Consider the following 23565-nt stretch of genomic DNA (forward strand, 5'->3'; position numbering starts at 1 on the left):
AAAAATTAATTATTTATTATGTTCATATTGCAAATAAGCTTCTGATATTGAATCAAACCTTATATCTACAATTTCATTATTATCAATAGGCATTATTGATATAGAATCTGCATTAATTTCTTTTAAATATCCTTTAAAACTCTTCCTATTAAATACCTTAAATAAAGTATATACTTTTATCAACCTACCCTTATTTTTATTAAAATCCTTTAGCCTCGTTAAAGGTCTATCAATTCCTGGTGAACTAACTTCTATAGAGTGGTCTTCTAACCCTAGATCATTATTACTTAAAAGTTCAATTAAAACTTTGTTAACATTTTCACAATCTGAAATCTTCACTTGAGTATCATCAATTGTATCTATCATTATTTGACATTTCTTGCCAGTTTTGTCCTTATAAGCTCTAATTCTTATAATCTCATAGCCATCTTTGTCAATTTCATTTGAAAGCAGAAACGCAAGTTCTTTCTCTCTTTGAGTATTGTAAACGCTTACCATTAAATTTATTGGAGTTAATAAGAATACTCACATAATAAATTCACGAAATAAAAAGTCAAGAGGGTAATTTGTTTTTTTATAAATTGTATACTCTACTATACCTTGAAAATAACGCACTAAACAAAATCAAAGCTCGTAATTTATTTTGTTGAGTTGTAAAAAATCATTTATGCAATCTTATTATTTCTCCACCTACATCCCCTTTTTAAAGCCATCTTCACTTGTTTTAGGATTTTTTCATAATCTAAGTCGGCCAAATGGCATACTGCCTTAAACTCATCATTATTTTTTTCATCTAATAACCATTTTAAAGCAACTACTTTCTGTTTTTTTGCAAATATTTTTTTGGAATTGCTAGAAGCATCCATTAACGCCTGTGTAATAACAGCTCTCCAGATACTTCTGTATGCATATATCTCCTTATTCAAAAATGATTGTGTATCATTAATTTCAACTGCGCAATTATTATGTATGTTATGGAAAGTACTCATATTTTATTCCCTTAATATATAGTTATTTACTTATCATATATCAATAAGTCTTAATCATAATAATATACATTGCTGTTGATTTTGTGCAAGTACATTACTAAAATATTTTAAAATTATTTATGAACATATATTAAAATAAGGATTTACAGCTATAAATTATATATGCACAGCTGGCGCTTATCATTGAGCCATGCATTAAAATAATACCATATCATTCTTGCTAGAAGTGAGAATAAGCCTACTATAAAAAGCATACCCTCATTTTTTACGCACCGGCAGTACTAAGGTGCTTACTGAAGCTGCAATTACTAAATCAAGATAAGGTTAAATATCAATCTTAGCCAAAACTTAACTTTACCTCAAATAGGGTTTTTGGATCTTACGAAATCCTCAAGTGATATGACATTATTTGGCCTGCGTGAAGCAACCTTATTTTCATCATCTATTAAATATAATTTATCACTCTTAGCATTTCGCATGCTATCTTCCACTATGTCACCGATTTCTTGTCTAAATTCAAGTTCAAATGATTCTGATGGATCAGCAAATGCAGAGATGGATTTAAACGGCACAGCAAGATCGTAATATTTGCCACTAAAACTTAAACTAATCTCAAAATAATCATCAAACACATGCAAATTTTTAAAATTATATTGAATTACTATGGTCATTTCTTCAGGATACTGATTTTGTAAAAATTTAGGAATCCTAACTCCTTCATGCCCAGTTATAAAATTTATATAAAAGTGATTATCACCTTGCAAGCCATTTTGCTCTACCTCTTTTAAAGCCCTTTTAATTATATAGTACATTGATTCATTGATTAAATAGCTATAATCTATCGATGATTTCTTTTTATCTGACATACGAATGTATATATATTTTGCAAAATTTGCACTTATTCTACCACTTAAACTTATTTTATAAACAATTTAGTTGCAATAACTCTAAAATTTTTTATTTACACAACTTTAAATTGATTATACTATTTTAGTATATAATTTGTTATAAGAGGTAAATATGGAAAATAATACAAATAATGTGAAAAAGACTCAGGATAAGGTCAAAAAAACAGATAAGAATAACGATTCTAATAAAAAAAACAAATTAACTGAAGAGGAAAATTCCAATACCCATAGTCAAAAGACAAGTCCAAAAGATCAAAATACTCAAGATCAAGTAGAAAAAATAATAGATACCGAAAGAATTCCTAATAAAGAAGAGAGTATTTTTGCTAATCTATGCGGTAACACTTCAAATAATAAAACTGATAATAAAAAAACTTTAGATGAAAAGCTAAATAATTATTTTGATTCAAAGGAGATAAAAAAAGAATTAGGAGATATTGGTTTTCCTAAAAATAAATTTGGAAACATTACTAAAAAGCTAAAAGAATATTTAAAGAGATATACTGAAGAAACAATAGATTTAGATAAGTTAAAGGTAAGGTTTCATAGTTATTTTGAAGAAGTGAAATCTATAAATAAGGATAACATATCAAAAAACGATCAAATACGTATTGGAATTGATGCAATTAAAAACAAAATTTTGTCTAGCATAGCAGCGGAAGAAGTAAATCAAACTGTTATCACATTTGGAGAAAATGACGAGCAAGATAACGGGGATAAAAGTTTTATAGATATTCCTCTCTTAGATCTTTCAGCTATTAACAATCCTGACTCGGAAGAAAATCAACTTTTAAATAATTTACAAAATACAACTGAAATTATTAAGGACGTTAGTGAAAAATTTGACAAAATAGAAGAAGGAGGCTTAAAAACCAAGACCAATATAACAGAACTTTTAGATGAATTTGCTCAACAAATCTCTGATGGTGATGTAAACAGATTAAAAATTCAAACATACTTTAAAATTTACGAAAGTAAGCTTGGGTATAATATTTCTCCTACAACAGAAAAATTGATAATTGACCTTGTTTTGGAAACAGAAAAATACATAGAAAGTGTTAAGCAAATAGTTAAGGATTATCAAATGAGTGAGGACACTAAAGCTATAATTTTAGAAGCAATTGATAGATCAACATCTAAAGAAAGCCTAGAGGAAAATATTGGTAAATTTGAAGAAGGTAAAAAAATATTAGAATTAATGCAAAAAGAACAGGTTAAGGATGAAGGAGTATATTCAAAAATGATGAGTAAAGCTAATAAAGTATATAATAAAGCATATAATAAATATTATGGATATACCAATTTATCTGAGCAACAGATTGATGAAATTACTAAACATGTTAAAATGAACTCATCAACATTTGATGACATAAATGATATGGAGGAATATGTAAAAACAAAAGGACATACTGTCGAAAGTAGTCTTAATACTAATCTTTCTGAAATGTATCAATCCACACAAACGCAACTACATGAAGTAGAAAATGAAGCAAAAGATGCAACAATTGATGAATTCAATCCTTGTAATAATGTATACTGCTACGCTACATTTGCAGTAGTTGCTATTTTATTTGGTATACAATTTATGAATGAAACCGAAGTTTTTCACGGGTTTGGCCCATCTGGGCATTAATTGGTGGTGCGGTCGAAAAGACTCGAACTTTCAATCTCAAAACTGAGAACAACGACCTCAACGTTGCGTGTCTACCAATTCCACCACGACCGCAGCATTGAGGTATGCTACGAAAAATAAATTAAATATTCAACTTATTTCTTTATATTGTGCAAATTCGGTATATACCAGACTAAAGAACGATTTTATTTTTTCGCCCCCTGCCCTTATACTCAAATTTCATTACATATAACCTGTTTAAAATTCATATCTTAAATATTCATTTAGAATATTTTATTTAATAAAAATATCTTTCATATATATAAATTTGGTAATTATATATTAATAAATAAAATATGGTAATATGAGCAATAAACAGAATTATATTATTTACTCAAATAAAAATCCTTGAACTATATTTTAATCTTATATATAAGTACTAATTTAAAATTTAATTCAAATTTTCATGAATTTAAAATCTATCAAATTTGGTGGCACATCAATGGGAAGCGCTGAATCAATCCAAGAATGCGCAAAAATCGTTAAGGAAAAAATTAATAAATCCTTAGTAGTCGTCACTGTATCAGCAGTTGGAGGTATAACCGATAAACTGATTGAAATAATTAAGCTTGCAAGAAAAACTAAACCAAGATTGGTTAAATCAAAAGTTATTGAAATATCTAATATTCATAAACAAATCCTCAAAAATTTAACATCAAATGATGAAGAAGCTGAAAATTTATGGGCTCAGGAATTTGAACCAATAATAAATAAACTTGAAGCCATTAGCTATGGCACTAGTCTAGTTGGAGATTTAACCGACAAAACCGAAGCAAGAATCTGTGCATTTGGAGAAAAACTATCATCTCTGCTCATGCTCTTAGCACTGGAAAAAATTGGCATTGCATCACAAAGAATTGAGTCAGAGCGAATTATAAAAACTGATAATAATTATCTCAAGGCAAAAGTTAATTTTCAGGCGACTAGCTTATCTTCAAAAAAAATATTGAGGCCAATTTTTTTAAAAAAAATAGTTCCAGTTGTTACAGGATTCATAGGCAAGGATACTCATGGTAATATTACATTATTAGGTAGAGGAGGAAGTGACTATACTGCTTCAATATTGGCAATGGTATTAAATGCAAACGAAGTTGAAATATGGACAGATGTGAATGGTATAATGACAGCTGATCCACGTATCGTAGAAGATGCGTTTTCGTGGCCAAGTTTGGATATGAATGTAATGTCTGAAATGGCTTATAGTGGGGCAAAAGTAGTGCATCCTGACACCATTGCACTTGCTGTTGAAAAAAATATACCTGTATATGTCTACAATACCTTTGACAATGCATTTAAAGGTACAAAAATAACAAAAAATGCCCCACATGCAAAGGGCATAGTTACAAGCCCAGGCAATACTATTATAACGCTCGAAAATACCAGCATTATCAATGGAGTTGGTTTCGTAAAAAAAGTTACATCCATTGTTGCTGAACATAACATACCAATTGATGTATGCGCCACATCTGAAATTTCTTTTACTATTTCAATAAAAACAGAAGATTATTCTAAGAAATTATTAAAAATTTTAGAAAGCTTTGCCTCTGTAAAAGTAAAAAACAATATTACAAAGTTATGCTTTATTGGGAATGAAATTACATCTGATAAAAAGCTCCTAGCTGGTGTTTTTACATTATGTATGGAACTTGACACTAGAATATATACAATAAGTGTTAGTGCATCTGGTAATAACATAACTATATTAATTGATCAAAATAAGGCTAATATAATATTAAGGGCACTACATAAGAAATTTTTGAAAGAGGAAGAATGCAGTCAGTAGATTTTTTTAAAAATAATCTCAAATTATTATTAAGAATAGTTAAAGAAGTAGGCACGCCTGTGTTTGTGACTGATATAGAGATTTTAAAACAAAAAGTTGCTAATATCCAACGTGCATTTAACAAAAATTGTTTATTATTCTACGCCATAAAAGCTAATTTTAACCCTGCAATAATTAACATACTAAAAGAGGCAGGTATTAACGGAATTGAGACTATATCACCATTTGAAATAAATTTAGCAAAAAAACTAGGATTTGATAATAATCAAATTTTATTTACTGGAAATAATTGCGATGCAGATGAACTAGAGCAAGCAAAAAATTCTGGGGTTATAGTTAATTTGGGATCAATTTCAGAATTAAACTCTTTTGCAAAAAGATTTCACGGTACTGAAATATCAATAAGGATTAATCCAGGGTTTGGTGACGGTGAATTCAAAAAAATCATAACAGGGGGCAAAGATTCAAAATTTGGTATATATCACACTCAAATTCATGAAGCACTAAAGATAATTAAAGATAATGATTTAAAATTAATTGGATTGCATTGCCACCTGGGCTCAGGTTTATACGATACTAAAAATTTTACACCAATGGTTGATTTTATGTTTAAATTAGCAAATCAAATGGAAGGTTTAAAATTTATAGATTTGGGAGGTGGTTTTGGAGTGAGATATAAGCCAGAAGACAAAGAAGTTGATTTAACTCAATTTGCATCAGTGATTGATGAGCATTATGAAAAATATCAGTCATTAGCAGCTAATAATATTAAAATTATATTTGAACCTGGGAAATACTTAGTTGCTGAATCCACATTTTTACTTACGAAAATTACCAATATAAGAGATCATAATAAACAAAAAATAGTCGGAGTAAATACAGGTTTCAACCACATCATAAGACCTGCTTTATACTCATCGTACCATCATATTATCAATATATCTAAGCTAGATGAAGCAAAAGAAGTTGTTAAGATTGTTGGTAATATATGTGAATCAACTGATGTAATAAATGAAAATATTGAGTTATCAAGCCCCAAAGAAGGTGATATAGTAGCAATACTTACAGCAGGTGCATACTGTTCATCAATGAGTAGTTTATATAATTTAAGACCATACGCCTCGGAAGTTTCAATTAATGGCAATGAGTTTACAATTACAAGAGAAAGAATGAATTTTGAAAAAACCATGTCTTCCATGGGGTTTAAAAATGTGTAAGTATGCTAAGTAATAAGTAATAAGTAATAAGTATAATGCTTATAGATAAGATTTGTATACACCCATTATGGAAAGAATTAAACTCTAAATATAAAATATTTCCAATTTCTCCAGCCTCATATCCATATTGTGAGTATGAAGCGATTAGAGCAATTTCAGGAATTAATTTATGGTATTCTGATCCATTATTAAACAAAGATTGTCATCCATTTCATTCAAATACTGACGAAAAAAGATTAGAAGCACTAAATAAAGCTTTATATTCAGACGAAGAAAATTTAATTTTATGGTGTATAAATGGAGGTTATGGCTCATCAAAATTAATTCAATTCCTAGATAAGCAAACAAAACCTAGAATTGAAAAAAAATTTATTGGATATAGCGACATAACGGCTTTGCATTTATTTTTATCTCAAAAATGGGGTTGGGAAACAATCCATGGGGCATGTTTAGGAGAATTATTTAAAGATAATAAAAACGCTAATAATTTTTTAAGCATATTTAATTTGATATTAAATAATAACCCTATTGTAAACGATAGTATATTAAGTGATATTACTCCTCTGAATATTCTAGCCAAAAGATTTAAAGAAGAGCTTAGTTATCACAATTTAACTGGTGGTAACCTTGCATTAATTCAAACTAGTATTGGAACTAATTGGCAAATAAATATTCGAGATAAGATATTATTTTTGGAGGATGTTGGTGAAGATGGCTATAAAATTGACAGGATTCTTTATCATCTTAAATCGGCGCTAAAATTAGAGGATGTCAAAGCAATAATATTTGGAGAATTTATAAAAAGTGATAAATATGCAGATTTTGCAATTAATAACTTTGCTAATCAAAATCCTACAATTCCAATTTACAAAACAAACAAAATTGGTCATGGAAAAAATAATTTCCCAATTATTTATAATAAAAAGTATGCTTTGTTGCATAACCTCTCATGAAGAGGCTTTTGGCAGTAATTAAGCAATTTTTTTAGAAATCTCCATTTATATGTGGCGGAAGGAAAGGGATTCGAACCCTTGTTACCTTTAACAGTAAACACGCTTTCCAAGCGTGCGCCTTCAACCACTCGGCCACCCTTCCAAAAATATGCGTATGTTAATTTTATTGCAATATATATAAAGCCTAACTGCAAAATTATATTGACATATACTACATATTTACAGTAATAAAAAGCTTTATATATTAGTTTATATTTTGTGATTAAATCTCTCATTTCCTTTAAACCATCTAATCACGTATCTGGTATACTCCTGATGGTGGTAAATGCGTTTTTCATGTCGCTACTATATGTTATAGTAAAGATTCTCACAAATGATTGTAATTTTAGTTCAAACCAGGTTGGATTACTGTATAAGTTAAGTATCTTAGTGTTAACATTAGTATCGTGTCTAAATTTAGGATTTATCCATCATCTTAAAACGAAAAAGCTTTTTTTTCATGCTTTAAGGGGTTTTTTTAGTATTATGGGGTCACTTTGTATGTTTTATGCAGTGTCTGTCATGAATGTACTAAATGCTGCAGCAATTTCAGAATTAACACCAGTATTTATGGTTATAGCAGGAGTATTGGTATTTAATGAAAAGTTAACAACACCAAAAATAATTCTTTTATTGGGCAGTATAACAGGGATATTTTTTATTAAGGATTTTACTACTATAGGAAAAGATCCTAACCCAGGATATTGGTTTGCATTTTTAGCATTGATTTTTTGGTCGCTCAATAACGTAGTTATAAAAAAATTAACAAAAACAGAACATTCTCGTGCACAATTATTCTATTCCAGTTTATTTGCATCGATTTTCGCGTTTCCAATAGCATGTTTTCAATATACATTTGATTTTACAAATTACTCACTTGATTTAAATATAGCAACTTGGCCTGATTTTTCTGCAAAAGCTATATTATTGATTTTATCAGCAGGCATGGCAAGTTTACTTCATAAAGTATCTTTTTTCAGAGCATATAAACTTGCTGATATGTCAGTAGTAGGCCCTTTTGATTATCTAAGATTACCTTTTACTGGTATTTTTGCTTATTTAATTTTAGATGAAGGTATAACTAATAATTACTCATTAATTGGATATGGCCTAATTGTATTAAGTGGAATTTATTTCATTATGCATAAAGAAAAAAAACCTAAATAAGCAAATGAAATATTTATTTTTTGCTACCTAACTCATACAACTGATGCAATATAATAGCGGTTGCATTAGATACGTTTAGACTTTCTAGTTTGGAAGACATTTCGATTTTTACAGTTATATCACTTTGTTTTAAATTTATATCTCTGACCCCTCTCCCCTCTGAACCCATAATTAATGCAATTCTATTAAATTTGGTTACTTCTTGAATTGAGCTAGTACCATTTTGCACAACAGCAACAACCCAGTATCCACTTTCCTTTAATTCATTAAGCACCCTAGAAATATTAGTTACTTGAATATATGGCACATACTCAAATGCACCTGCTGAAGATTTTACCAAAGTTGCATTTTCCGATGGTGCATTATCTTTTGTTGTAATTACAGCATCAACGTTAAACCCAAGAGATGACCTAATAATTGCCCCTATGTTTTGTGGATCTGTTATTTGGTCTAAAAATAAAATAACACTATTTTCATTCACTGTTTTAAGCAACCTTTCAATAGAAGTCAGTTCTAATTTTTTAACTTGTATTGCCACGCCTTGGTGTACAGATTCTTGAATATCGATTTTTTCACTAATTTCCTTGTTAGTTAGGACTTCAACTTCAATATTTCTCTCTTGAATAATATTGTTATATTTATCTATAAGTTGATTTGTATTTTTAGTAACCAATATTTTATAAATTATTCTTGATACATTATTTATTGCAGAATCCACCGGGTGCTTGCCATATAACCAGTATATATTACTACTTTGAATTTTTTTGCGCATTGATACTAAAAATCTAAACTAGTGTAATTTTATCACTTGCTGCATTTCTTGCAAGCTCATCTGCCATTTCATTATACTTATCTCCATTATGTGCTTTTACCCAGTGCCAAGAAGCTTTTTGAGTTGAGTTTAACTTATCTAGTTGTTGCCAAAACTCAATATTTTTAATTTTACCATTTTTCCAATTATTCAACTTCCAACTTTTTATCCATTCTGTTATACCAAATTTTAAGTAATTACTATCAGTAAAAATTTGCAAGTCACTATTTTTAGTTATGTTTTCTAACGCCTTGATTGCAGCTGTTAATTCCATTTTATTATTAGTTGTATGTTGCTCAAATCCACAAATTTTCTTAATAACATGACCTTCTTTAACAAATACAGCAGCCCAACCACCAGGGCCTGGATTACCTAGACAAGAACCATCACAATATATCTTCATAAAAATATCTAATATCTTTTTTGATTTCATGATATACTGGTGACCGTTAAAGTAAATGAATTTTTATAAAGCATGGAAACAGAGTCACCTAAAAGAAATATTTTTCTTATACAATTAGCATTATTTACATTGTCAATCTTCCCGTGTTATTCACTGGAAAATGAAAAATACAAAGATATGAAGGATTTTGAAGAAGCAATTGATATTATTCAGAGCCAGTATATTGATGAGGTAGAAAATAAAAAACTTATACAAAGCGCTATAAATGGAATGCTAGATTCTCTTGATCCTTATTCAACTTTTTTAAATAAGGAGGAATATGATAGTATGAAATCTAGTACAAAGGGTGAGTTTGGTGGTATAGGAGTTGAAATTAATATTGAACAAGGTCTTTTAAAAGTTGTTTCCTCATATAAAGGATTGCCTGCATATGAAGCTGGGATTAAACCTGGTGACGTCATTGTTATGATTGATGATGAAGCAATAGGTAGTATGGGTATCGTACAGGCCTCCGATAAATTAAAAGGAGAGCCTGGTAGTGCAGTAAAATTAAAAATATATAGAGATTCAGGAGAGATTAAAGAATTAATTATAACGCGGGAAATTATCAAACTTATTCCCACAAAAGTTCTTTTTTATGACCAGGATAAAGTAATTTACGCAAGAATAGGTAGTTTTAGTGAAAAAACTAGTCTTGTGCTTAAAAATGAACTGCTAAAAGTAGTTAACAGCAATGCAGAAATTAAGGGTCTTATTCTAGATTTAAGAGATAATCCTGGTGGCATTCTAGATCAAGCAGTTGAGGTTTCAAGGTTATTTTTAACCAATGGAAGAATTGTATCACTTAAAACTAGATTTAATAATGAGGAGATTGTTTATGATGCTGAAGGAACTGACATAATAAAAGGATTGCCAATAGTAGTATTAATTAATAACGGCTCTGCTTCGTCCTCAGAAATTGTTGCAGGAGCGCTTCAAGATAATCAAAGAGCATTGGTTATGGGTGAAAAATCCTTTTGTAAGGGATTGGTACAAAATTTGATTCCTTTTAGTAATGGTTCTGCTATAAAATTAACCACCGCTAAATTTTATACGCCACTTGGAAGATCAATTCAAGAAGAATGCATAATACCTAATATAGAAATTACCGCGCCAACTACGGAACCTAACGATAAAAATGAATTAAGTAGTACCAAACATCATGATTTTGGTAATTACCAAAATGATTACATACTTGAAAGAGCAGTAGACTTAGTTAAAGGTATTTATTTGTATAACGAACAAGGCACGGAGAAAAATGAATAGATTTAGTTTTATATTATTACCAGCTATAGTGTTTATACTCTTGACATTATCATTTGTTCCAAAATCTAATTGTTTTGAATTAGAAGCAACAACTGCAGAAAATATGGATAAGTTAATAAATAATGGGAATAAAAAATATAAATTTTTATATTTTTTTACTACTTGGTGTTATGAATGCAATGAATCTCTAGATCATATTTCACAAATACAATTTAGTAGCAAACTATCAAAAAAATATGATTTTATAAACATTGCGTTAGATGATGATTTAAAAAAAATAAAAAAGTATTCTAAAGATAATAATCAGAATAAATCTAAAATATATTATTTTGAAACACAAAAGGAAATAGCGCAGTTTTTTCTTACTACAAAAATCGGTTATAATAATACAGTTCCTTATTACTGCATATTAGATAATAGTAATAACATAGTAATTGATGGGTATTTTGAACATAGTGATATAGAAAAATATCTAGAGGCACCGTCAATGTGATATTTATTTTACAAAGGAAACTGACTAAAATTAAAAAATTATTATGATAAGGACTAATTTATATAGTTAACTTTGATTATTAAGCCAACATTATCTGTTATTATTTTTTATTTTATCACACATGCTTGCCGGAAAGACACAATCAAATGAATATAGCATCATAAATAAAACGGTTGAATCTCCTTTATTATGTTATATAATTCTTCTTCTTTTAATATTTTAACCTCACCAGTTTTGCGATTTTTCAATTCTACACTATTATTGATAGCATGCTTAGGGCCAATTATGATTTGCCAACTTATCCCCACTAAATCCATATCTGCAAATTTTTTACCTGCACTACTATTAGTGTCATCATAAAGAACGTCATATTTGTTGGATAGGTTACCATAAATCCTTTCTGATAATTTATTACATTCATTATTTTCTGATCTAATGTTTATTATAACAAATCTAAAAGGAGAGATAGAATCTGGCCATATTATGCCATTTTCATCATAACTATTTTCAATGATTGCAGCTATTAAACGTGTTATGCCAATTCCATAACAACCCATCTCAGGAAATCTAAGTGATCCATCCTTGTCTTGATATGTGCAATTCAAATCTTTACTATATTTTTGCCCCAAATAAAATAAGTGCCCTACTTCTATACTTTTACTTTTCAATATATTTAATGAATCCATATTTTCATTAGTATGCTTTTCTTCTTCTTTAGCATAAAATTTTTCATATTCATCAAGAGAAAAGTCGTTACTTTTAAGGTAATTTAAAAGTTCTTTTTGATAATATATTATGCTTTCACCATTTTGTGCCAAAACATGAAATTCATGGCTATAATCACCACCCATAGCCCCTGTTGGAGCTAACACTGGAACAACCTCTAATTCTAACTTTTTAAATATTTTTAAATATGCTACGAGAATTTTTTCATAACTAAGGAGCGCCTCTTCTTTGCTTACATCAAATGAATATGCATCCTTCATTAAAAATTCTTTTGCCCTCATGACTCCATGTCTAGGTCTAATTTCATCCCTAAATTTCCAGGTTATCTGATAAAGAATTTTGTTAACATCCTTATATGAATGCACACTACTACTAAATAAATCAGTTACCACTTCTTCTCCTGAAGGTGGTAAAACATATTTATTTTGCTTTTGATCTGTAAGATGGAAAATTTGAGACTTTAAGTCAGATTCTTCTAGCGCCCTACCAGATTTTTCCCATATTGAAAGTGGTTGCAACGATGGCAAAATAATTTCATGGCTATTAATACTATCAAGCTCGTGCTTTATAATGCATTTTATTTTATCCAAGACTTTTACACCAAGTGGAAGCCAACAATACACCCCTGAAGAAACCTGCTTTATCATGCCACTCCTCAACATTAGTTGATGTGATATTAATTTTGCTTCAGAAGTGATATCTTTTGTTGTATTTAGTAAAAATTTGCTTAAACGCATTTTACTACTCTAACCCAACAGCGTTCTTATAAAGCTCAAATAGTGCCTCTTGCTCACTAAGCTTATCAGCATCCATTTTCCTAGCTTTTATTACTTGTTTTATAATATTAGGTACAAAGCCTTTAGCTTTTGCATCAAGTAACAAATCTTTAATATCATTGTTAATATTATTTTTTTCTTCTTCCAGTCTTTCAATACGCTCAATATATTGCTTCAAAATTTGTTTGGTATCGTTATCAATAGAATCCATAGCTATAACCTAATATTTATATAATTTACTTTTTTTATACACCTTTATAAAGAATCTTATAATCACAGCAATTATTGCTGTCAATGGAATTGCAAACAATATTCCAAAAAATCCTAATAAACTACCCCCAACAAAAATCCCTAGAAATATCCATAATGGATGCAGATTTAGATTTTTGCCCATCAGTTTTGGCGTTATAAATACCCCTTCTATCATTTGTCCCATTATATAAAAGGCAGCTAGATAAATAATAATGCTGGTGGTTTTAAAATGTACAAACGCGATAATTGACGTAAGTATAAAACTGAACATGATGCCAAAGTATGGAATAAAAAGTGACAATCCAGAAAATATACCTAGAACTAGCGCATAATCAACCTGTAAAATAAATAATCCTATACTATAGTACGTAGCTAATATAATAGACACAGTCAACTGACCCCTTAAATACTTAGCTATTGCGCCATTTATTTCTTTAAAAAGTCCTATCACATCATTTTTATGGCTAATAGGAATTAAATTTTTTAAGGTATCCAAGATCTTCTGCATATCCATTGCAAAATAGAATGTTAATATCGGCGCTATCAATAAAATAGTTGCCAAATTCAGTATCATCCTACCAGATTGCACAATATTTGCAAATATCTGATTTGAGAATTTAAAGAAGATGGTAGATATATTATCCAGTCCATTTTGAACTGCATCGGCTAAAGCTGGAAATTTATCATTTAGAAGCTCTATAACTTTGTCTACCCCAATTGATTGAGTAAAATATTTTTTTACATTTAGTTTGGTGACCAATTCACTCGCTTGATTAATTAAGCCCGGAACTAAATAGTAAAGAATTACAAAAAAAATTGTAAAAAAGGTCGTTAGTATAATAAAAATTGCTAATGTTTTATTAATTTTTTTCTCTTCAGTCACATACCTTATTATTGGTTCTAATATATATGCGAACACAAACCCTATTATAAATGGCGTAATTATATCTATAAGCCTAAACACTAGAAAAAGCGCAAAAAAGCAAAAAATTGCAACAAGAATTCCTTGATTTCTATATATATTATTTGCTTTCATTTAAGATTATTTTACTTTAAGACCATCCTCATCCACTTGGCCTTTATAAACAAATTCTTTGCTACAATATGGACAAATGATTTTATCTAATTTGATAGTTAAATATACCAAAGGATGACCTAAACCATCTTCTGTGCCAGAACATTTAATCTTTTTAGTATCTGAATATACTACGCTGTCACTTTTTTTCTTCATCTTTTATTCTCATGCATTTCATATAAAAATTTCAGACCTTCTAAGGTTAAATTTTGTTCAAATATATCAATAGATTGAATCTCGCTTTGAACCAAATTCGCATTGCCCCCAGTAACAATTACTTTAAAGTCTAAACCTAAATCCTGCTTAATGTTACTAATAATCCCACTCACAGATTCTTTATATAAATAAAACATTCCTGACCTAATTGAATCTTCAGTATTTTTTCCAATTATATGCTCTGGTTTAAAGAGGTTAGTATGTGATAACAGGTCGGCACTTTGAATTAATTCATTTAATGCAGTCTGAATTCCTGGCATAATTAAAGTTCCAAGCAAATCCTTGCTTTTTGTAATCACTCCAATCACCAATGCAGTGCCAAAATTAATGAATATACAATTTTCATTATATAGTCTGCTAACTGCAATAGCATTTGCTAAAATGTCTGTTCCTAATTTTTTTGGGTTATCGACTTTAATATTCAAATCATGTTCAACTTCAGAGGCGATTACTGGTGTTAATTTTATGTATTTTTCTATAAAAACTGCCATTGGTTTGGTAACACTTCTAACCACAGATGAAATAATCGCTCCATCAATTTCTGTATAATCAATTTCTGCATATTGAAAAAATGGTAATATCTTGCTTGCGTACTCATCTTCAGTGAATTTTTTAGAAGTAGCAATTCTCCATTTATTTATAAGCTGATTATTGTTAAACACTCCTATAGTAACATCAGTATTACCTACATCAATGGTTAATAACATAATTTACCTGTTATAATTTTATACATAATGACTTATTATTTTTAACATATAAGACGGAAATAATACATATAAAATATTAAATGCCACACCTAATGAAATAATTAATATTTCAATTATATTTAACCTTATTTTCGGGGGAATTATATCATTTTGCTCTTTATCAAAATATATTTTTCTAATAACGTTTATATAATATACTGCACCTATAACTGTAGCAATAAATGCTATAATAGCTAAGTAATAAGTCTTTGATTTTATCAATATAATAAATATGTAAAATTTAGCCCAAAATCCTGCCAAAGGTGGTATACCTGCCATTGAAAATAATATAACAGCTAACGAAAAACAGATGAAGGCATTGTTTTTATACATACCTTTTAATTCTTCTAATTTATAGTGAAAATTCGCTTTACGATTTAGAACTATAATTAAAGCAAAAAACGTTAGAATTTGAATCATATAAGTTATCGCATAAAAAATCGTATACTCGAGGTAGCTTTTATTATAAGAAACTACGCTCATCAAAATAAAACCCATATTACCAATTGCACTATATGCAATCAGTCTCTTAATATTAACTTGTACTAAGGCAATAATATTTCCAAACAAGATGGATAGAATTGAAATAATAATTAATATTTGCTGCAATTGTTCTTTAATAATAATCAACGGTTCAAATACCAATCTTAAAAATATAACCAGTGCAGCAAATTTAGCTGAAGAAGCAAGTAGTGCAGTTATCGAGCTCGGTGAACCTTCATAAACATCAGGAGTCCAGTTATGAAAAGGGAATAATGAAAGTTTAAACATTACGGTAATTACAAGTAAAATAAAACCCGTTAATAGTACTAGGTTTTGGCTGTCAAAACAAAAATTAGTACAATAATTTGTTAGGTATACAAAACTTATCTCATCGAAATTAATTGTTCCAGCGTTACCGTAAATTAGAGATGCACCGAATAAAAATATTCCAGAACTTATAGCGCCTAGAATAAAATATTTTAAGCTTGCTTCAATCGACTTACCATCATTTTTATTTGTTGCAATAAGTATGTATATAGCCAGACTAAATAGCTCCAACCCCAGATAAAAAGATAATAGACTATTGCTACTAACAAAAATACACATTCCAAGGGTTGCAAGCGCAACTATTATTGGTATCTCAAAAGGTGCTGATTTATTAGTTGATTTATAGCCAAAGTAATGAAACATAATCAAAATTACACAATTACAAAGCAATATAACTCCCTTACTAAATTGAGTAAACTCAGATATAATTACTGAGTTATTAAATAATAAATGCTGCCCCTGCCCTATACTTAAAATTTGGTAAACACTAATAATAAAAGTTAAAATTACTAGATTGCATGTGGTACCAACGGAATTTTTTTTGATAAACACTCCTGTTAGCGTTGCTACAAAAATTCCAAATAATATTATTATCTCAGGTGAAATGTAATATGTATTAGTTAATAAATTCTTTAATATCATCTCATAATCCATTTTTTAATTTTATAGATTCAGATAAATTCATTGAGTGAACTAGATTAACTGAATTTCCAAATGAATAATCGTTGATGATTTTTGGGTAAATTCCTATAAAAATCACCATTATAGCAATTATAGTTAATATTATGCGGTCAGGTATTTTTATATCCTGAACTATCATCAATAATTTGCTCTCATCTCCAAAAATTATCCTAATGTACAGCCACAGCATATACGAAGCCCCTAATACCATTCCTAATGCTAACAGAATACCATATATAGCCTTTACCTGAAAAGCACCTAATAAAATTAAAAATTCACCAACGAAACCAGATGTAATTGGCAAACCTATAGAAGCCATCACAAATACAGTGAATAGCAAAGAAAATTTAGGCGCCCTCTTAGCTAGCCCCTTATATAATTGAATTTCTTTAGTGTGCGCCTGCTCATATAAAACCCCTACACATAAAAAAAGTGCACTAGAAACCAAACCATGACTTATCATTTGAAAAACTGCACCCTGAATCCCTATGTGATTAAAAGTAAAAATACCAGCAACTACATACCCCATATGCGCAACAGACGAATATGCTATCATCTTTTTCATATTAGTTTGCATTAGTGCCACTATCGATGTGTATATAACTGCAATTATACTTAACCACCATACATACTCAGCAAAGTATATTGAAGCATCGGGAAACATTGGTAAATTAAATCTAAGTAATCCATAACCTCCAACCTTTAGTAATACGCCTGCTAAGATTACAGAACCACTGGTTGGAGCTTCCACATGCGCATCTGGTAACCATGTATGAAATGGCCATAATGGAATCTTAATTGCAAAAGAAATGAAAAAGGCTAGCCATAATAATTTTTGTATTTCAAGTGGATAATTTTGCAGGTGTTTAGCCAATTCTGATATGTCAGTAGTAGGTTCATTAATAAATATATAAGAAATTGCCAATAACATTAAAATCGAACCAAAGAGAGTGTAGATAAAGAACTTAATTGAAGCATATACTCTATTTTTACTGCCCCATATACCTATAATCAGATACATAGGTATTAAAAATGCCTCAAAAAATACATAAAATAAAATTAAATCTCTTGCAGAAAAAACACCAATCACGCATGATTCTAATATTAAAAAAAGTGAAATAAATAGAGCTTTATTTTCCTTTATAGGCCTTAATCCCACAAATATGCATATAGGAATGAGAAAAATGGTAAGTAGGATAAAATACAGGGAAAAAGAATCAATCCCTAATGAGTAATACACATTCCATTCCTCAAACCATATAAATTTTTCTTCAAATTGGAAATTGGAATTTTTTGGATCAAAGCTTGACCACATAAAAATTCCAAGTACTAATTGAATCGCTGAAACTAAAACATAAACAGTATTATTTAATTTCTTACTATAAGCATTGGCTAAACACACTAAGATTGCACCTAGTAACGGTAAAAATATCAAATACGTTAAAACTGGCATACTATACATTAACTAAATATAACAAAACAAATTATCGTTAATATACCAATAAACATAAAAAACGAATAATGATATATCATTCCTGTTTGTAGGCGACGTGAGACCCGAGAAAAATTATACACAAGCCTAGCCATACTATTTGGTATACCATCAATAATACTATTATCGACAATTTTCCAAAATAAATTGCTAATTTTTTTAATACTTATAACAAATAGAAAATTATAAATTTCATCGAAGTAATATTTATTTAGTAAAATTCTATAAATTAATTTGAGCTTGCCCGATATATAATTTGGCAAATTTTTATTATTAAAATAAAGTAAATAGGCCGTCATAATACCTATAATCCCTATAATTAATGGTATATATTTTATGAATATAGGTAAAATATGAATCCCACTTTCATGCTTCATTGCAATAGCTACTGCACCACTCCAAAAACTGCTGGAAGCATTCGCCATTTCCAATATATATTCGCCAATATAACCACTAAATATTGCTCCTATGGCCAAAACAATCATTGGAATCATCATTGAAATTGGTGCTTCATGAATATTTTTAACAACCTTTTCTTTCAGTTTAGATTCCTTATGAAAGACCAAGATTATAAGTCGCCAAGAATACAAAGCCGTTAAAAAAGCAGCAATTATTCCAATCAAAAATGCAAAATACCCCAATTTTGTTTGAGCTAAATATGCATTTTCTAATATTAAATCTTTAGAAAAATACCCAGCAAATGGGTATATTCCAGCCAATGCCAATGAACCTATCCACATTAAAGTGTATGAACGTGGTAATAATTTATATAGCCCACCCATCTTCCTTATATCCTGTTCATTGTTTATTGCATGAATAACGCTCCCTGCACCCAAAAACAACAGCGCTTTAAAAAATGCATGTGTCATCAAATGAAATATTGCTACTGAATATGCAGAAACTCCACAAGCAAAAAACATATAACCTAATTGGCTACAAGTAGAATAAGCTATTATTTTTTTAATATCATTTTGTACAATTGCAATTGATGCTGCAAATAAACAGGTCAGAGCACCTATAATTGTTATTATATTTAGCGCAATTTGTGAATGCTCAAACATAAAAGAGCATCTAACCAATAGGAAAACTCCAGCCGTAACCATTGTTGCTGCATGAATCAAGGCTGATACTGGTGTCGGACCTTCCATAGCATCCGGCAACCATGTGTGTAGCCCTAATTGTGCAGATTTCCCCATACAACCTATAAACATCAATATACAAATAGTATCAATTGTAGAAAATTCTATTCCAAATAAAGAGAAATAACTGTCATAAATCCTATCTAAATTTGCAAATATTTGTTGATATTCAATAGTTTTAAAAGTTATCGCTATTAAAATTATAGATAAAGCTAATCCTATGTCACCAACTCTATTAACTAAAAAAGCTTTAATTGCAGCATTAGCAGCACTTTGTTTTTCAAACCAAAATCCAATTAATAAAAACGAACTTAATCCAACACCTTCCCATCCTACAAAAAGTTGCAATAAATTGTCTGACGTTACCAAAATTAACATAAAAAACGTAAATAGAGATAAATATGCCATAAATCTCTGCCTGTGCATATCATGCGACATATATCCTACTGAATATACATGAACCAATAAAGATACTAAATTAACCACCAACAACATAACCGCCGTAACGGAATCAATATAAATAGACCATGAAGCCTGAAAAAATGATATATCCACCCATTTCATTAGCTTTATATGAATTATGTTATGATTTAATGCGACATAATTAAATATTACAACAGAAAAAACTGTAGAGACTAAAATTGCAGTTATGGTTATAATTTGGGACATCTTTGCAGATAAAGCACGCGTACCCAAGCCAACAACAATAGAAGCTACTATTGGTAAAAACAGTGTATATATCGCTAAATGCTCAATAGTAAACATTCTATACCCTACCCTCTTAGCTCTTTAGTTTCGTCTATGTCAATATTCTTTTTGTTTCTAAAAAACAAAATCAATATTGCAAGACCTATGGCTGCCTCAGCTGCAGCTATAGTCAATATAAATATAACAAAAATCTGCCCTGTAATATCTTGTAGCATTTTAGAAAAAGCCACAAAATTTAAATTAACGGAGAGTAACATAATTTCTATTGAAAATAAAATATTGATGATACTTTTTTTATTAATCATTATTCCGCATATACCTACCAAAAACAATATAGAAGTAAATATCAAAAAATGATTAATTAAAACATCACCTATTAATATCATATTTTCACCCCAGATCTTGACTTAACGTCTATTAAATCCAATGATTCTTCCTTACTTCTCATTATTTGATGAGTGATATTTTGCTTCTTAACTATTCTATCTGATTTTCTATGTACTAGCGTTATTGAGCCAATCATAGCTAAGAATAATATTACCCCTGCAATTTGAAATTCTAGTATGTATTCAGTGTATAATCTAGTTCCAATATATTGCAGCGAATTATCAAATAGCGCTGTATCTCTATTATTTAAAAGAGTAATAGCGTCAAAATTTATCTTTGATTTATATAGTGCATAAATAATGACAGCTAAAAATGCTATTGAAGACAGTATCACATAAGGAGTAATCCTATTAAATGATTTCTTTGAATCATCATTATTGATATCAAGCATCATAATTACAAAAAGAAACAATATTACTACAGCTCCTACATATACAATAATTGTTGTCATTGCAATGTATTCAGCTTCTAACATCACCATCAAAATTGCAGAACAAAAAAAAGTTACTATTAAAAATAATACGGAATAAACCGGATTTTTTAAAAAAATAACCATTAATGATGTGAACAATAGCAGCATCATCAAAAAATATACTGAAAATGAAATCATTATAAATATTTCGTAAATTACATATTCAAAGTTACATGTTCAATTTACAGGATTATACCATAAAAAATCAAGTTATTTCATTTGACTCAATTTTATTTAATTAGTAGGGTTGAGATACGATGGGATAACTTAAATGATATATGCCTGAAATAATGATCAATAATAGCGCCTGGAGTAAATCCGGTGAAAAAGAAGGTGGAGCAAGGCCTTCAGGCGATTTTGGTGGCGTTTATACATCTGGAAACAATACAGCTTTAGTGAAGCAAGACAACTATGCCCAAGATATAGCTGAATTTTTAGGCGCCAGAATACATAATGCGACTGTTCCTAATCACTCTCCTGAACTACATTTAGCAAGAATTCCAGAATCAGTTGAAGGCGCTGAAAAAAGTGATTCCAATGTGTATCTAGTCTCCGTTTTTTTTGATAATTATAATGATCTATACAAAGATATTTATGTTAATGAAGGAGAAGTAGTGCCAAAAGATAGACCTAGGGCTGTAGGCTCTGTTGGTAGTGAAAAAATCATGTTTAGGAAAGGGTTGAAAGATAATGGATATACTGGTTTTCCACAAGTGATGGTTACATCATTGTTGATTGGAGATTTTGATGTTCACTGGGGAAATATAGGTGTAGTAAGAAATGCAAATCAAAAGCCAAAATTGGTACGTATAGATTTTGGAGCTGCATTTGATTCTCTAAAAGGAGAAATAGCCCCACATTCAATATCACAGCATTTACCAGGATTTGGCCCGACAAATCATTTTAGAGAATTCCCGAGAGAAATGAAATTAAACGATGACTTTATTAAAGAACTTGAAAGAGTAGCTAAGATTGATTTAAGCCAGACAATAGATAATGCTTTTAATGAGCTTGAATCATTTTATTCTCCTCAAGCATTAAAGCAATTTGGTGAAAGACTTGGAGTAACATTTAATGACGATGACAATATTTCTGCTACTATTAAAAATCATTTAAGCGATATAATAAAAGAGAGGCAAACCTCCCTTAAAAATTTTGCAACTGAGTTAAAAATAGATTTATGTATTTCCAAAGATGCAAGGACTGATGAATGGACACTAGATAATGACAAATTTGAACGCATCATACAGGAAAATCTAAAGTATTTTGAAGAGGTTTGCAAAGGAGAAAGAAAAATAAATCTTTACGATCTAAATCATAAAGATACTTGGAACCCATTTAGCTCCAATCCAGATGCCGCCTCTTTAAAGAGAGTCTTTATAGCTATAGCAAGCGCTATCAATAAAATACTGCCAGAATTTATGCAATTACCTACAAATGAAACAAAAATTGAAGGCTTAATAAAAAGTAAAGTCAATATTATGCAACAACCAAATAAACATTACGAATTAACGGATAATAAAAAAGTTTCGTTTGTAGAAATGCTCGCTCCAAAAGGAAGTGCGCATGAAATTGGGGGCCTGCCAAGTAAATAACTCATACCTTTATATTTCTTGCACTTTTATCGAGCTAAAAAGATCAACAATGATTGAATAAGATTGATAATTTATGTATCATACGGACATTAGTCATTTTAAATACGATTATTTTGAATAAAAGAGAAAAATTAATTACACCAAAAGAAAACGCAAAAGTACTTCTGCATTCATGTTGTGCGCCTTGTTCTGGCGAAGTCATTCAAGCTATGGTGGAATCAGGAATTAACTTAACAATATTTTTTTATAATCCTAATATTCATCCCAAAAAAGAATATGAGATTAGAAAAGATGAGAATGTGAAATATGCCAAAAAATTAGGTATTGATTTTATCGATGCTGATTATGATGTGCAAAATTGGTTTAAGAGAGCAAAAGGCTTAGAACTTGAACCAGAAAGAGGAAAGAGGTGCACAATGTGCTTTGACATGAGGTTTGAGAGAACTGCATTATTTGCTTATGAAAATGGTTTTGAAATTATCACAAGTTCACTTGGCATTTCCAGATGGAAAGATATGGATCAGATTAATCAGTGCGGGATAAAATCTGCTTCTAAATATCCAGGTATCAGCTATTGGACCTATAATTGGAGAAAGAACGGAGGCAGTTCAAGAATGTATGAAATAGCAAAAGATGAAAGTTTTTATAAACAAGAATTTTGTGGTTGTGTTTATTCTTTAAGGGATACTAATATGTGGAGAGCACTAAATGGTAAATCAGAAATAGAAATTGGAAAAAAATATTATTAAA

24 protein-coding genes and 2 tRNA genes are annotated in these 23565 nt (G+C 29.6%); 9 read left to right on the top strand and 17 right to left on the bottom strand.

The annotated features are described in order from the left end of the window. Positions 1-9 precede the first annotated feature (9 nt). The 3 genes from N3Z17_RS05525 to N3Z17_RS05535 all read right to left on the bottom strand — a co-directional run bounded on the left by N3Z17_RS05525 (position 10) and on the right by N3Z17_RS05535 (position 1855). Entirely contained in the window at positions 10-498 is a 489-nt protein-coding gene (locus N3Z17_RS05525) for a ribosome maturation factor RimP (RefSeq protein WP_282471725.1), read from the bottom strand. 167 nt (positions 499-665) lie between these two features. Next, the gene (locus tag N3Z17_RS05530) at positions 666-989 is read right to left on the bottom strand and encodes a hypothetical protein (protein WP_282471726.1); all 324 of its coding nucleotides are present in this window, start codon (positions 987-989) and stop codon (positions 666-668) included. Positions 990-1348: 359 nt separating this feature from the next. After that, a complete protein-coding gene (locus N3Z17_RS05535; protein WP_282471727.1) occupies positions 1349-1855 on the bottom strand; it encodes a ClpXP protease specificity-enhancing factor SspB in 507 nt (168 codons plus the stop codon). Positions 1856-2009: 154 nt separating this feature from the next. Between N3Z17_RS05535 and N3Z17_RS05540 the strand changes: the two genes are divergently transcribed. After that, a complete protein-coding gene (locus N3Z17_RS05540) occupies positions 2010-3530 on the top strand; it encodes a hypothetical protein (RefSeq protein ID WP_282471728.1) in 1521 nt (506 codons plus the stop codon). Between the two features lie 4 nt (positions 3531-3534). On the opposite strand, the gene N3Z17_RS05545 is transcribed toward N3Z17_RS05540, so the two are convergent. Then, positions 3535-3623, bottom strand: a tRNA-Leu gene (locus N3Z17_RS05545). A gap of 352 nt (positions 3624-3975) precedes the next feature. On the opposite strand from N3Z17_RS05545, the gene N3Z17_RS05550 reads away from it, so the two are divergent. Genes N3Z17_RS05550 through N3Z17_RS05560 form a run of 3 tightly spaced genes read left to right on the top strand, consistent with a single transcriptional unit; the run spans position 3976 to position 7522 of the window. Beyond that, positions 3976-5352, top strand: a complete 1377-nt coding sequence (locus tag N3Z17_RS05550) for an aspartate kinase (RefSeq protein ID WP_282471729.1) — start codon at positions 3976-3978, stop codon at positions 5350-5352. Further along, on the top strand, positions 5340-6569 hold the full coding sequence (gene lysA / locus N3Z17_RS05555; RefSeq protein WP_282471730.1) for a diaminopimelate decarboxylase: 1230 nt from the start codon (positions 5340-5342) through the stop codon (positions 6567-6569). The genes N3Z17_RS05550 and lysA overlap by 13 nt, the downstream gene beginning before the upstream one ends. A gap of 35 nt (positions 6570-6604) precedes the next feature. Further along, the gene (locus N3Z17_RS05560; RefSeq protein ID WP_282471731.1) at positions 6605-7522 is read left to right on the top strand and encodes an LD-carboxypeptidase; all 918 of its coding nucleotides are present in this window, start codon (positions 6605-6607) and stop codon (positions 7520-7522) included. Between the two features lie 52 nt (positions 7523-7574). Here the strand turns inward: N3Z17_RS05560 and N3Z17_RS05565 are convergent. Further along, positions 7575-7664: transfer RNA gene (locus tag N3Z17_RS05565), tRNA-Ser, on the bottom strand. Between the two features lie 116 nt (positions 7665-7780). Here N3Z17_RS05565 and N3Z17_RS05570 point away from each other — a divergent pair. Continuing rightward, positions 7781-8728 carry a DMT family transporter gene (locus N3Z17_RS05570; protein WP_282471732.1) on the top strand — a complete coding sequence of 316 codons (948 nt, stop codon included), beginning with the start codon at positions 7781-7783 and terminating at the stop codon, positions 8726-8728. Between the two features lie 13 nt (positions 8729-8741). Here the strand turns inward: N3Z17_RS05570 and rlmB are convergent, their stop codons facing one another. Together rlmB and rnhA are read right to left on the bottom strand one after the other, a co-directional pair. Continuing rightward, positions 8742-9500, bottom strand: a complete 759-nt coding sequence (rlmB, locus tag N3Z17_RS05575) for a 23S rRNA (guanosine(2251)-2'-O)-methyltransferase RlmB (RefSeq protein ID WP_282471733.1) — start codon at positions 9498-9500, stop codon at positions 8742-8744. 13 nt (positions 9501-9513) lie between these two features. After that, positions 9514-9942 carry a ribonuclease HI gene (gene rnhA / locus N3Z17_RS05580; protein WP_410519605.1) on the bottom strand — a complete coding sequence of 143 codons (429 nt, stop codon included), beginning with the start codon at positions 9940-9942 and terminating at the stop codon, positions 9514-9516. A gap of 72 nt (positions 9943-10014) precedes the next feature. On the opposite strand from rnhA, the gene N3Z17_RS05585 reads away from it, so the two are divergent. Together N3Z17_RS05585 and N3Z17_RS05590 are read left to right on the top strand one after the other, a co-directional pair. Next, positions 10015-11247, top strand: a complete 1233-nt coding sequence (locus tag N3Z17_RS05585; RefSeq protein ID WP_282471735.1) for a S41 family peptidase — start codon at positions 10015-10017, stop codon at positions 11245-11247. Next, positions 11240-11740 carry a TlpA family protein disulfide reductase gene (locus N3Z17_RS05590; protein ID WP_282471736.1) on the top strand — a complete coding sequence of 167 codons (501 nt, stop codon included), beginning with the start codon at positions 11240-11242 and terminating at the stop codon, positions 11738-11740. The genes N3Z17_RS05585 and N3Z17_RS05590 overlap by 8 nt, the downstream gene beginning before the upstream one ends. A 158-nt stretch (positions 11741-11898) precedes the next feature. Here the strand turns inward: N3Z17_RS05590 and N3Z17_RS05595 are convergent, their stop codons facing one another. The 10 genes from N3Z17_RS05595 to N3Z17_RS05640 are packed head-to-tail and all read right to left on the bottom strand — an operon-like array spanning position 11899 to position 21358. Then, positions 11899-13203 carry a proline--tRNA ligase gene (locus N3Z17_RS05595; protein ID WP_282471737.1) on the bottom strand — a complete coding sequence of 435 codons (1305 nt, stop codon included), beginning with the start codon at positions 13201-13203 and terminating at the stop codon, positions 11899-11901. A gap of 4 nt (positions 13204-13207) precedes the next feature. Then, on the bottom strand, positions 13208-13453 hold the full coding sequence (locus N3Z17_RS05600; RefSeq protein WP_282471738.1) for a DUF2312 domain-containing protein: 246 nt from the start codon (positions 13451-13453) through the stop codon (positions 13208-13210). 9 nt (positions 13454-13462) lie between these two features. After that, positions 13463-14530: an AI-2E family transporter gene (locus tag N3Z17_RS05605; RefSeq protein ID WP_282471739.1), complete on the bottom strand. Its 1068-nt coding sequence runs from the start codon at positions 14528-14530 to the stop codon at positions 13463-13465. Positions 14531-14536: 6 nt separating this feature from the next. Continuing rightward, positions 14537-14725, bottom strand: a complete 189-nt coding sequence (locus tag N3Z17_RS05610; RefSeq protein WP_282471740.1) for a zinc-finger domain-containing protein — start codon at positions 14723-14725, stop codon at positions 14537-14539. Then, positions 14722-15492, bottom strand: coding sequence for a type III pantothenate kinase (locus N3Z17_RS05615; RefSeq protein WP_282471741.1), 771 nt, complete (start codon positions 15490-15492; stop codon positions 14722-14724). Before N3Z17_RS05615 ends, N3Z17_RS05610 begins: the two co-directional genes overlap by 4 nt. Before the next feature lie 18 nt (positions 15493-15510). Further along, positions 15511-16983 carry an NADH-quinone oxidoreductase subunit N gene (locus tag N3Z17_RS05620; protein WP_282471742.1) on the bottom strand — a complete coding sequence of 491 codons (1473 nt, stop codon included), beginning with the start codon at positions 16981-16983 and terminating at the stop codon, positions 15511-15513. Position 16984: 1 nt separating this feature from the next. Then, a complete protein-coding gene (locus N3Z17_RS05625) occupies positions 16985-18475 on the bottom strand; it encodes an NADH-quinone oxidoreductase subunit M (protein WP_282471743.1) in 1491 nt (496 codons plus the stop codon). Positions 18476-18483: 8 nt separating this feature from the next. Beyond that, entirely contained in the window at positions 18484-20418 is a 1935-nt protein-coding gene (gene nuoL, locus N3Z17_RS05630) for an NADH-quinone oxidoreductase subunit L (RefSeq protein WP_282471744.1), read from the bottom strand. 8 nt (positions 20419-20426) lie between these two features. After that, a complete protein-coding gene (gene nuoK, locus N3Z17_RS05635; protein WP_282471745.1) occupies positions 20427-20747 on the bottom strand; it encodes an NADH-quinone oxidoreductase subunit NuoK in 321 nt (106 codons plus the stop codon). Further along, a complete protein-coding gene (locus tag N3Z17_RS05640) occupies positions 20744-21358 on the bottom strand; it encodes an NADH-quinone oxidoreductase subunit J (protein WP_282471746.1) in 615 nt (204 codons plus the stop codon). Before N3Z17_RS05640 ends, nuoK begins: the two co-directional genes overlap by 4 nt. Before the next feature lie 152 nt (positions 21359-21510). Between N3Z17_RS05640 and N3Z17_RS05645 the strand changes: the two genes are divergently transcribed. Continuing rightward, positions 21511-22815 carry a hypothetical protein gene (locus N3Z17_RS05645; protein ID WP_282471747.1) on the top strand — a complete coding sequence of 435 codons (1305 nt, stop codon included), beginning with the start codon at positions 21511-21513 and terminating at the stop codon, positions 22813-22815. A 113-nt stretch (positions 22816-22928) separates the two neighbouring features. After that, a complete protein-coding gene (locus tag N3Z17_RS05650; RefSeq protein WP_410519582.1) occupies positions 22929-23564 on the top strand; it encodes an epoxyqueuosine reductase QueH in 636 nt (211 codons plus the stop codon). Position 23565 lies beyond the last annotated feature (1 nt).

Origin of the sequence: Candidatus Bandiella numerosa (assembly GCF_029981845.1) — a bacterium.
Classification (GTDB): Bacteria; Pseudomonadota; Alphaproteobacteria; order Rickettsiales; family Midichloriaceae; genus Aquirickettsia; species Aquirickettsia numerosa.

Bases quoted from the DNA above. Each gene is read 5' to 3' on its own strand.
- N3Z17_RS05525 (WP_282471725.1), bottom strand. From the start codon at position 498: ATGGTAAGCGTTTACAATACTCAAAGAGAGAAAGAACTTGCGTTTCTG.
- N3Z17_RS05610 (WP_282471740.1), bottom strand. From the start codon at position 14,725: ATGAAGAAAAAAAGTGACAGCGTAGTATATTCAGATACTAAAAAGATT.
- N3Z17_RS05595 (WP_282471737.1), bottom strand. From the start codon at position 13,203: ATGCGTTTAAGCAAATTTTTACTAAATACAACAAAAGATATCACTTCT.
- N3Z17_RS05615 (WP_282471741.1), bottom strand. From the start codon at position 15,492: ATGTTATTAACCATTGATGTAGGTAATACTGATGTTACTATAGGAGTG.
- N3Z17_RS05550 (WP_282471729.1), top strand. From the start codon at position 3,976: ATGAATTTAAAATCTATCAAATTTGGTGGCACATCAATGGGAAGCGCT.
- N3Z17_RS05590 (WP_282471736.1), top strand. From the start codon at position 11,240: ATGAATAGATTTAGTTTTATATTATTACCAGCTATAGTGTTTATACTC.
- N3Z17_RS05540 (WP_282471728.1), top strand. From the start codon at position 2,010: ATGGAAAATAATACAAATAATGTGAAAAAGACTCAGGATAAGGTCAAA.
- N3Z17_RS05605 (WP_282471739.1), bottom strand. From the start codon at position 14,530: ATGAAAGCAAATAATATATATAGAAATCAAGGAATTCTTGTTGCAATT.
- N3Z17_RS05600 (WP_282471738.1), bottom strand. From the start codon at position 13,453: ATGGATTCTATTGATAACGATACCAAACAAATTTTGAAGCAATATATT.
- N3Z17_RS05640 (WP_282471746.1), bottom strand. From the start codon at position 21,358: ATGATTTCATTTTCAGTATATTTTTTGATGATGCTGCTATTGTTCACA.
- lysA (WP_282471730.1), top strand. From the start codon at position 5,340: ATGCAGTCAGTAGATTTTTTTAAAAATAATCTCAAATTATTATTAAGA.
- nuoK (WP_282471745.1), bottom strand. From the start codon at position 20,747: ATGATATTAATAGGTGATGTTTTAATTAATCATTTTTTGATATTTACT.
- N3Z17_RS05625 (WP_282471743.1), bottom strand. From the start codon at position 18,475: ATGCCAGTTTTAACGTATTTGATATTTTTACCGTTACTAGGTGCAATC.
- nuoL (WP_282471744.1), bottom strand. From the start codon at position 20,418: ATGTTTACTATTGAGCATTTAGCGATATATACACTGTTTTTACCAATA.
- N3Z17_RS05560 (WP_282471731.1), top strand. From the start codon at position 6,605: ATGCTTATAGATAAGATTTGTATACACCCATTATGGAAAGAATTAAAC.
- N3Z17_RS05530 (WP_282471726.1), bottom strand. From the start codon at position 989: ATGAGTACTTTCCATAACATACATAATAATTGCGCAGTTGAAATTAAT.
- N3Z17_RS05535 (WP_282471727.1), bottom strand. From the start codon at position 1,855: ATGTCAGATAAAAAGAAATCATCGATAGATTATAGCTATTTAATCAAT.
- N3Z17_RS05620 (WP_282471742.1), bottom strand. From the start codon at position 16,983: ATGATATTAAAGAATTTATTAACTAATACATATTACATTTCACCTGAG.
- N3Z17_RS05645 (WP_282471747.1), top strand. From the start codon at position 21,511: ATGATCAATAATAGCGCCTGGAGTAAATCCGGTGAAAAAGAAGGTGGA.
- rlmB (WP_282471733.1), bottom strand. From the start codon at position 9,500: ATGCGCAAAAAAATTCAAAGTAGTAATATATACTGGTTATATGGCAAG.
- N3Z17_RS05585 (WP_282471735.1), top strand. From the start codon at position 10,015: ATGGAAACAGAGTCACCTAAAAGAAATATTTTTCTTATACAATTAGCA.
- rnhA (WP_410519605.1), bottom strand. From the start codon at position 9,942: ATGAAGATATATTGTGATGGTTCTTGTCTAGGTAATCCAGGCCCTGGT.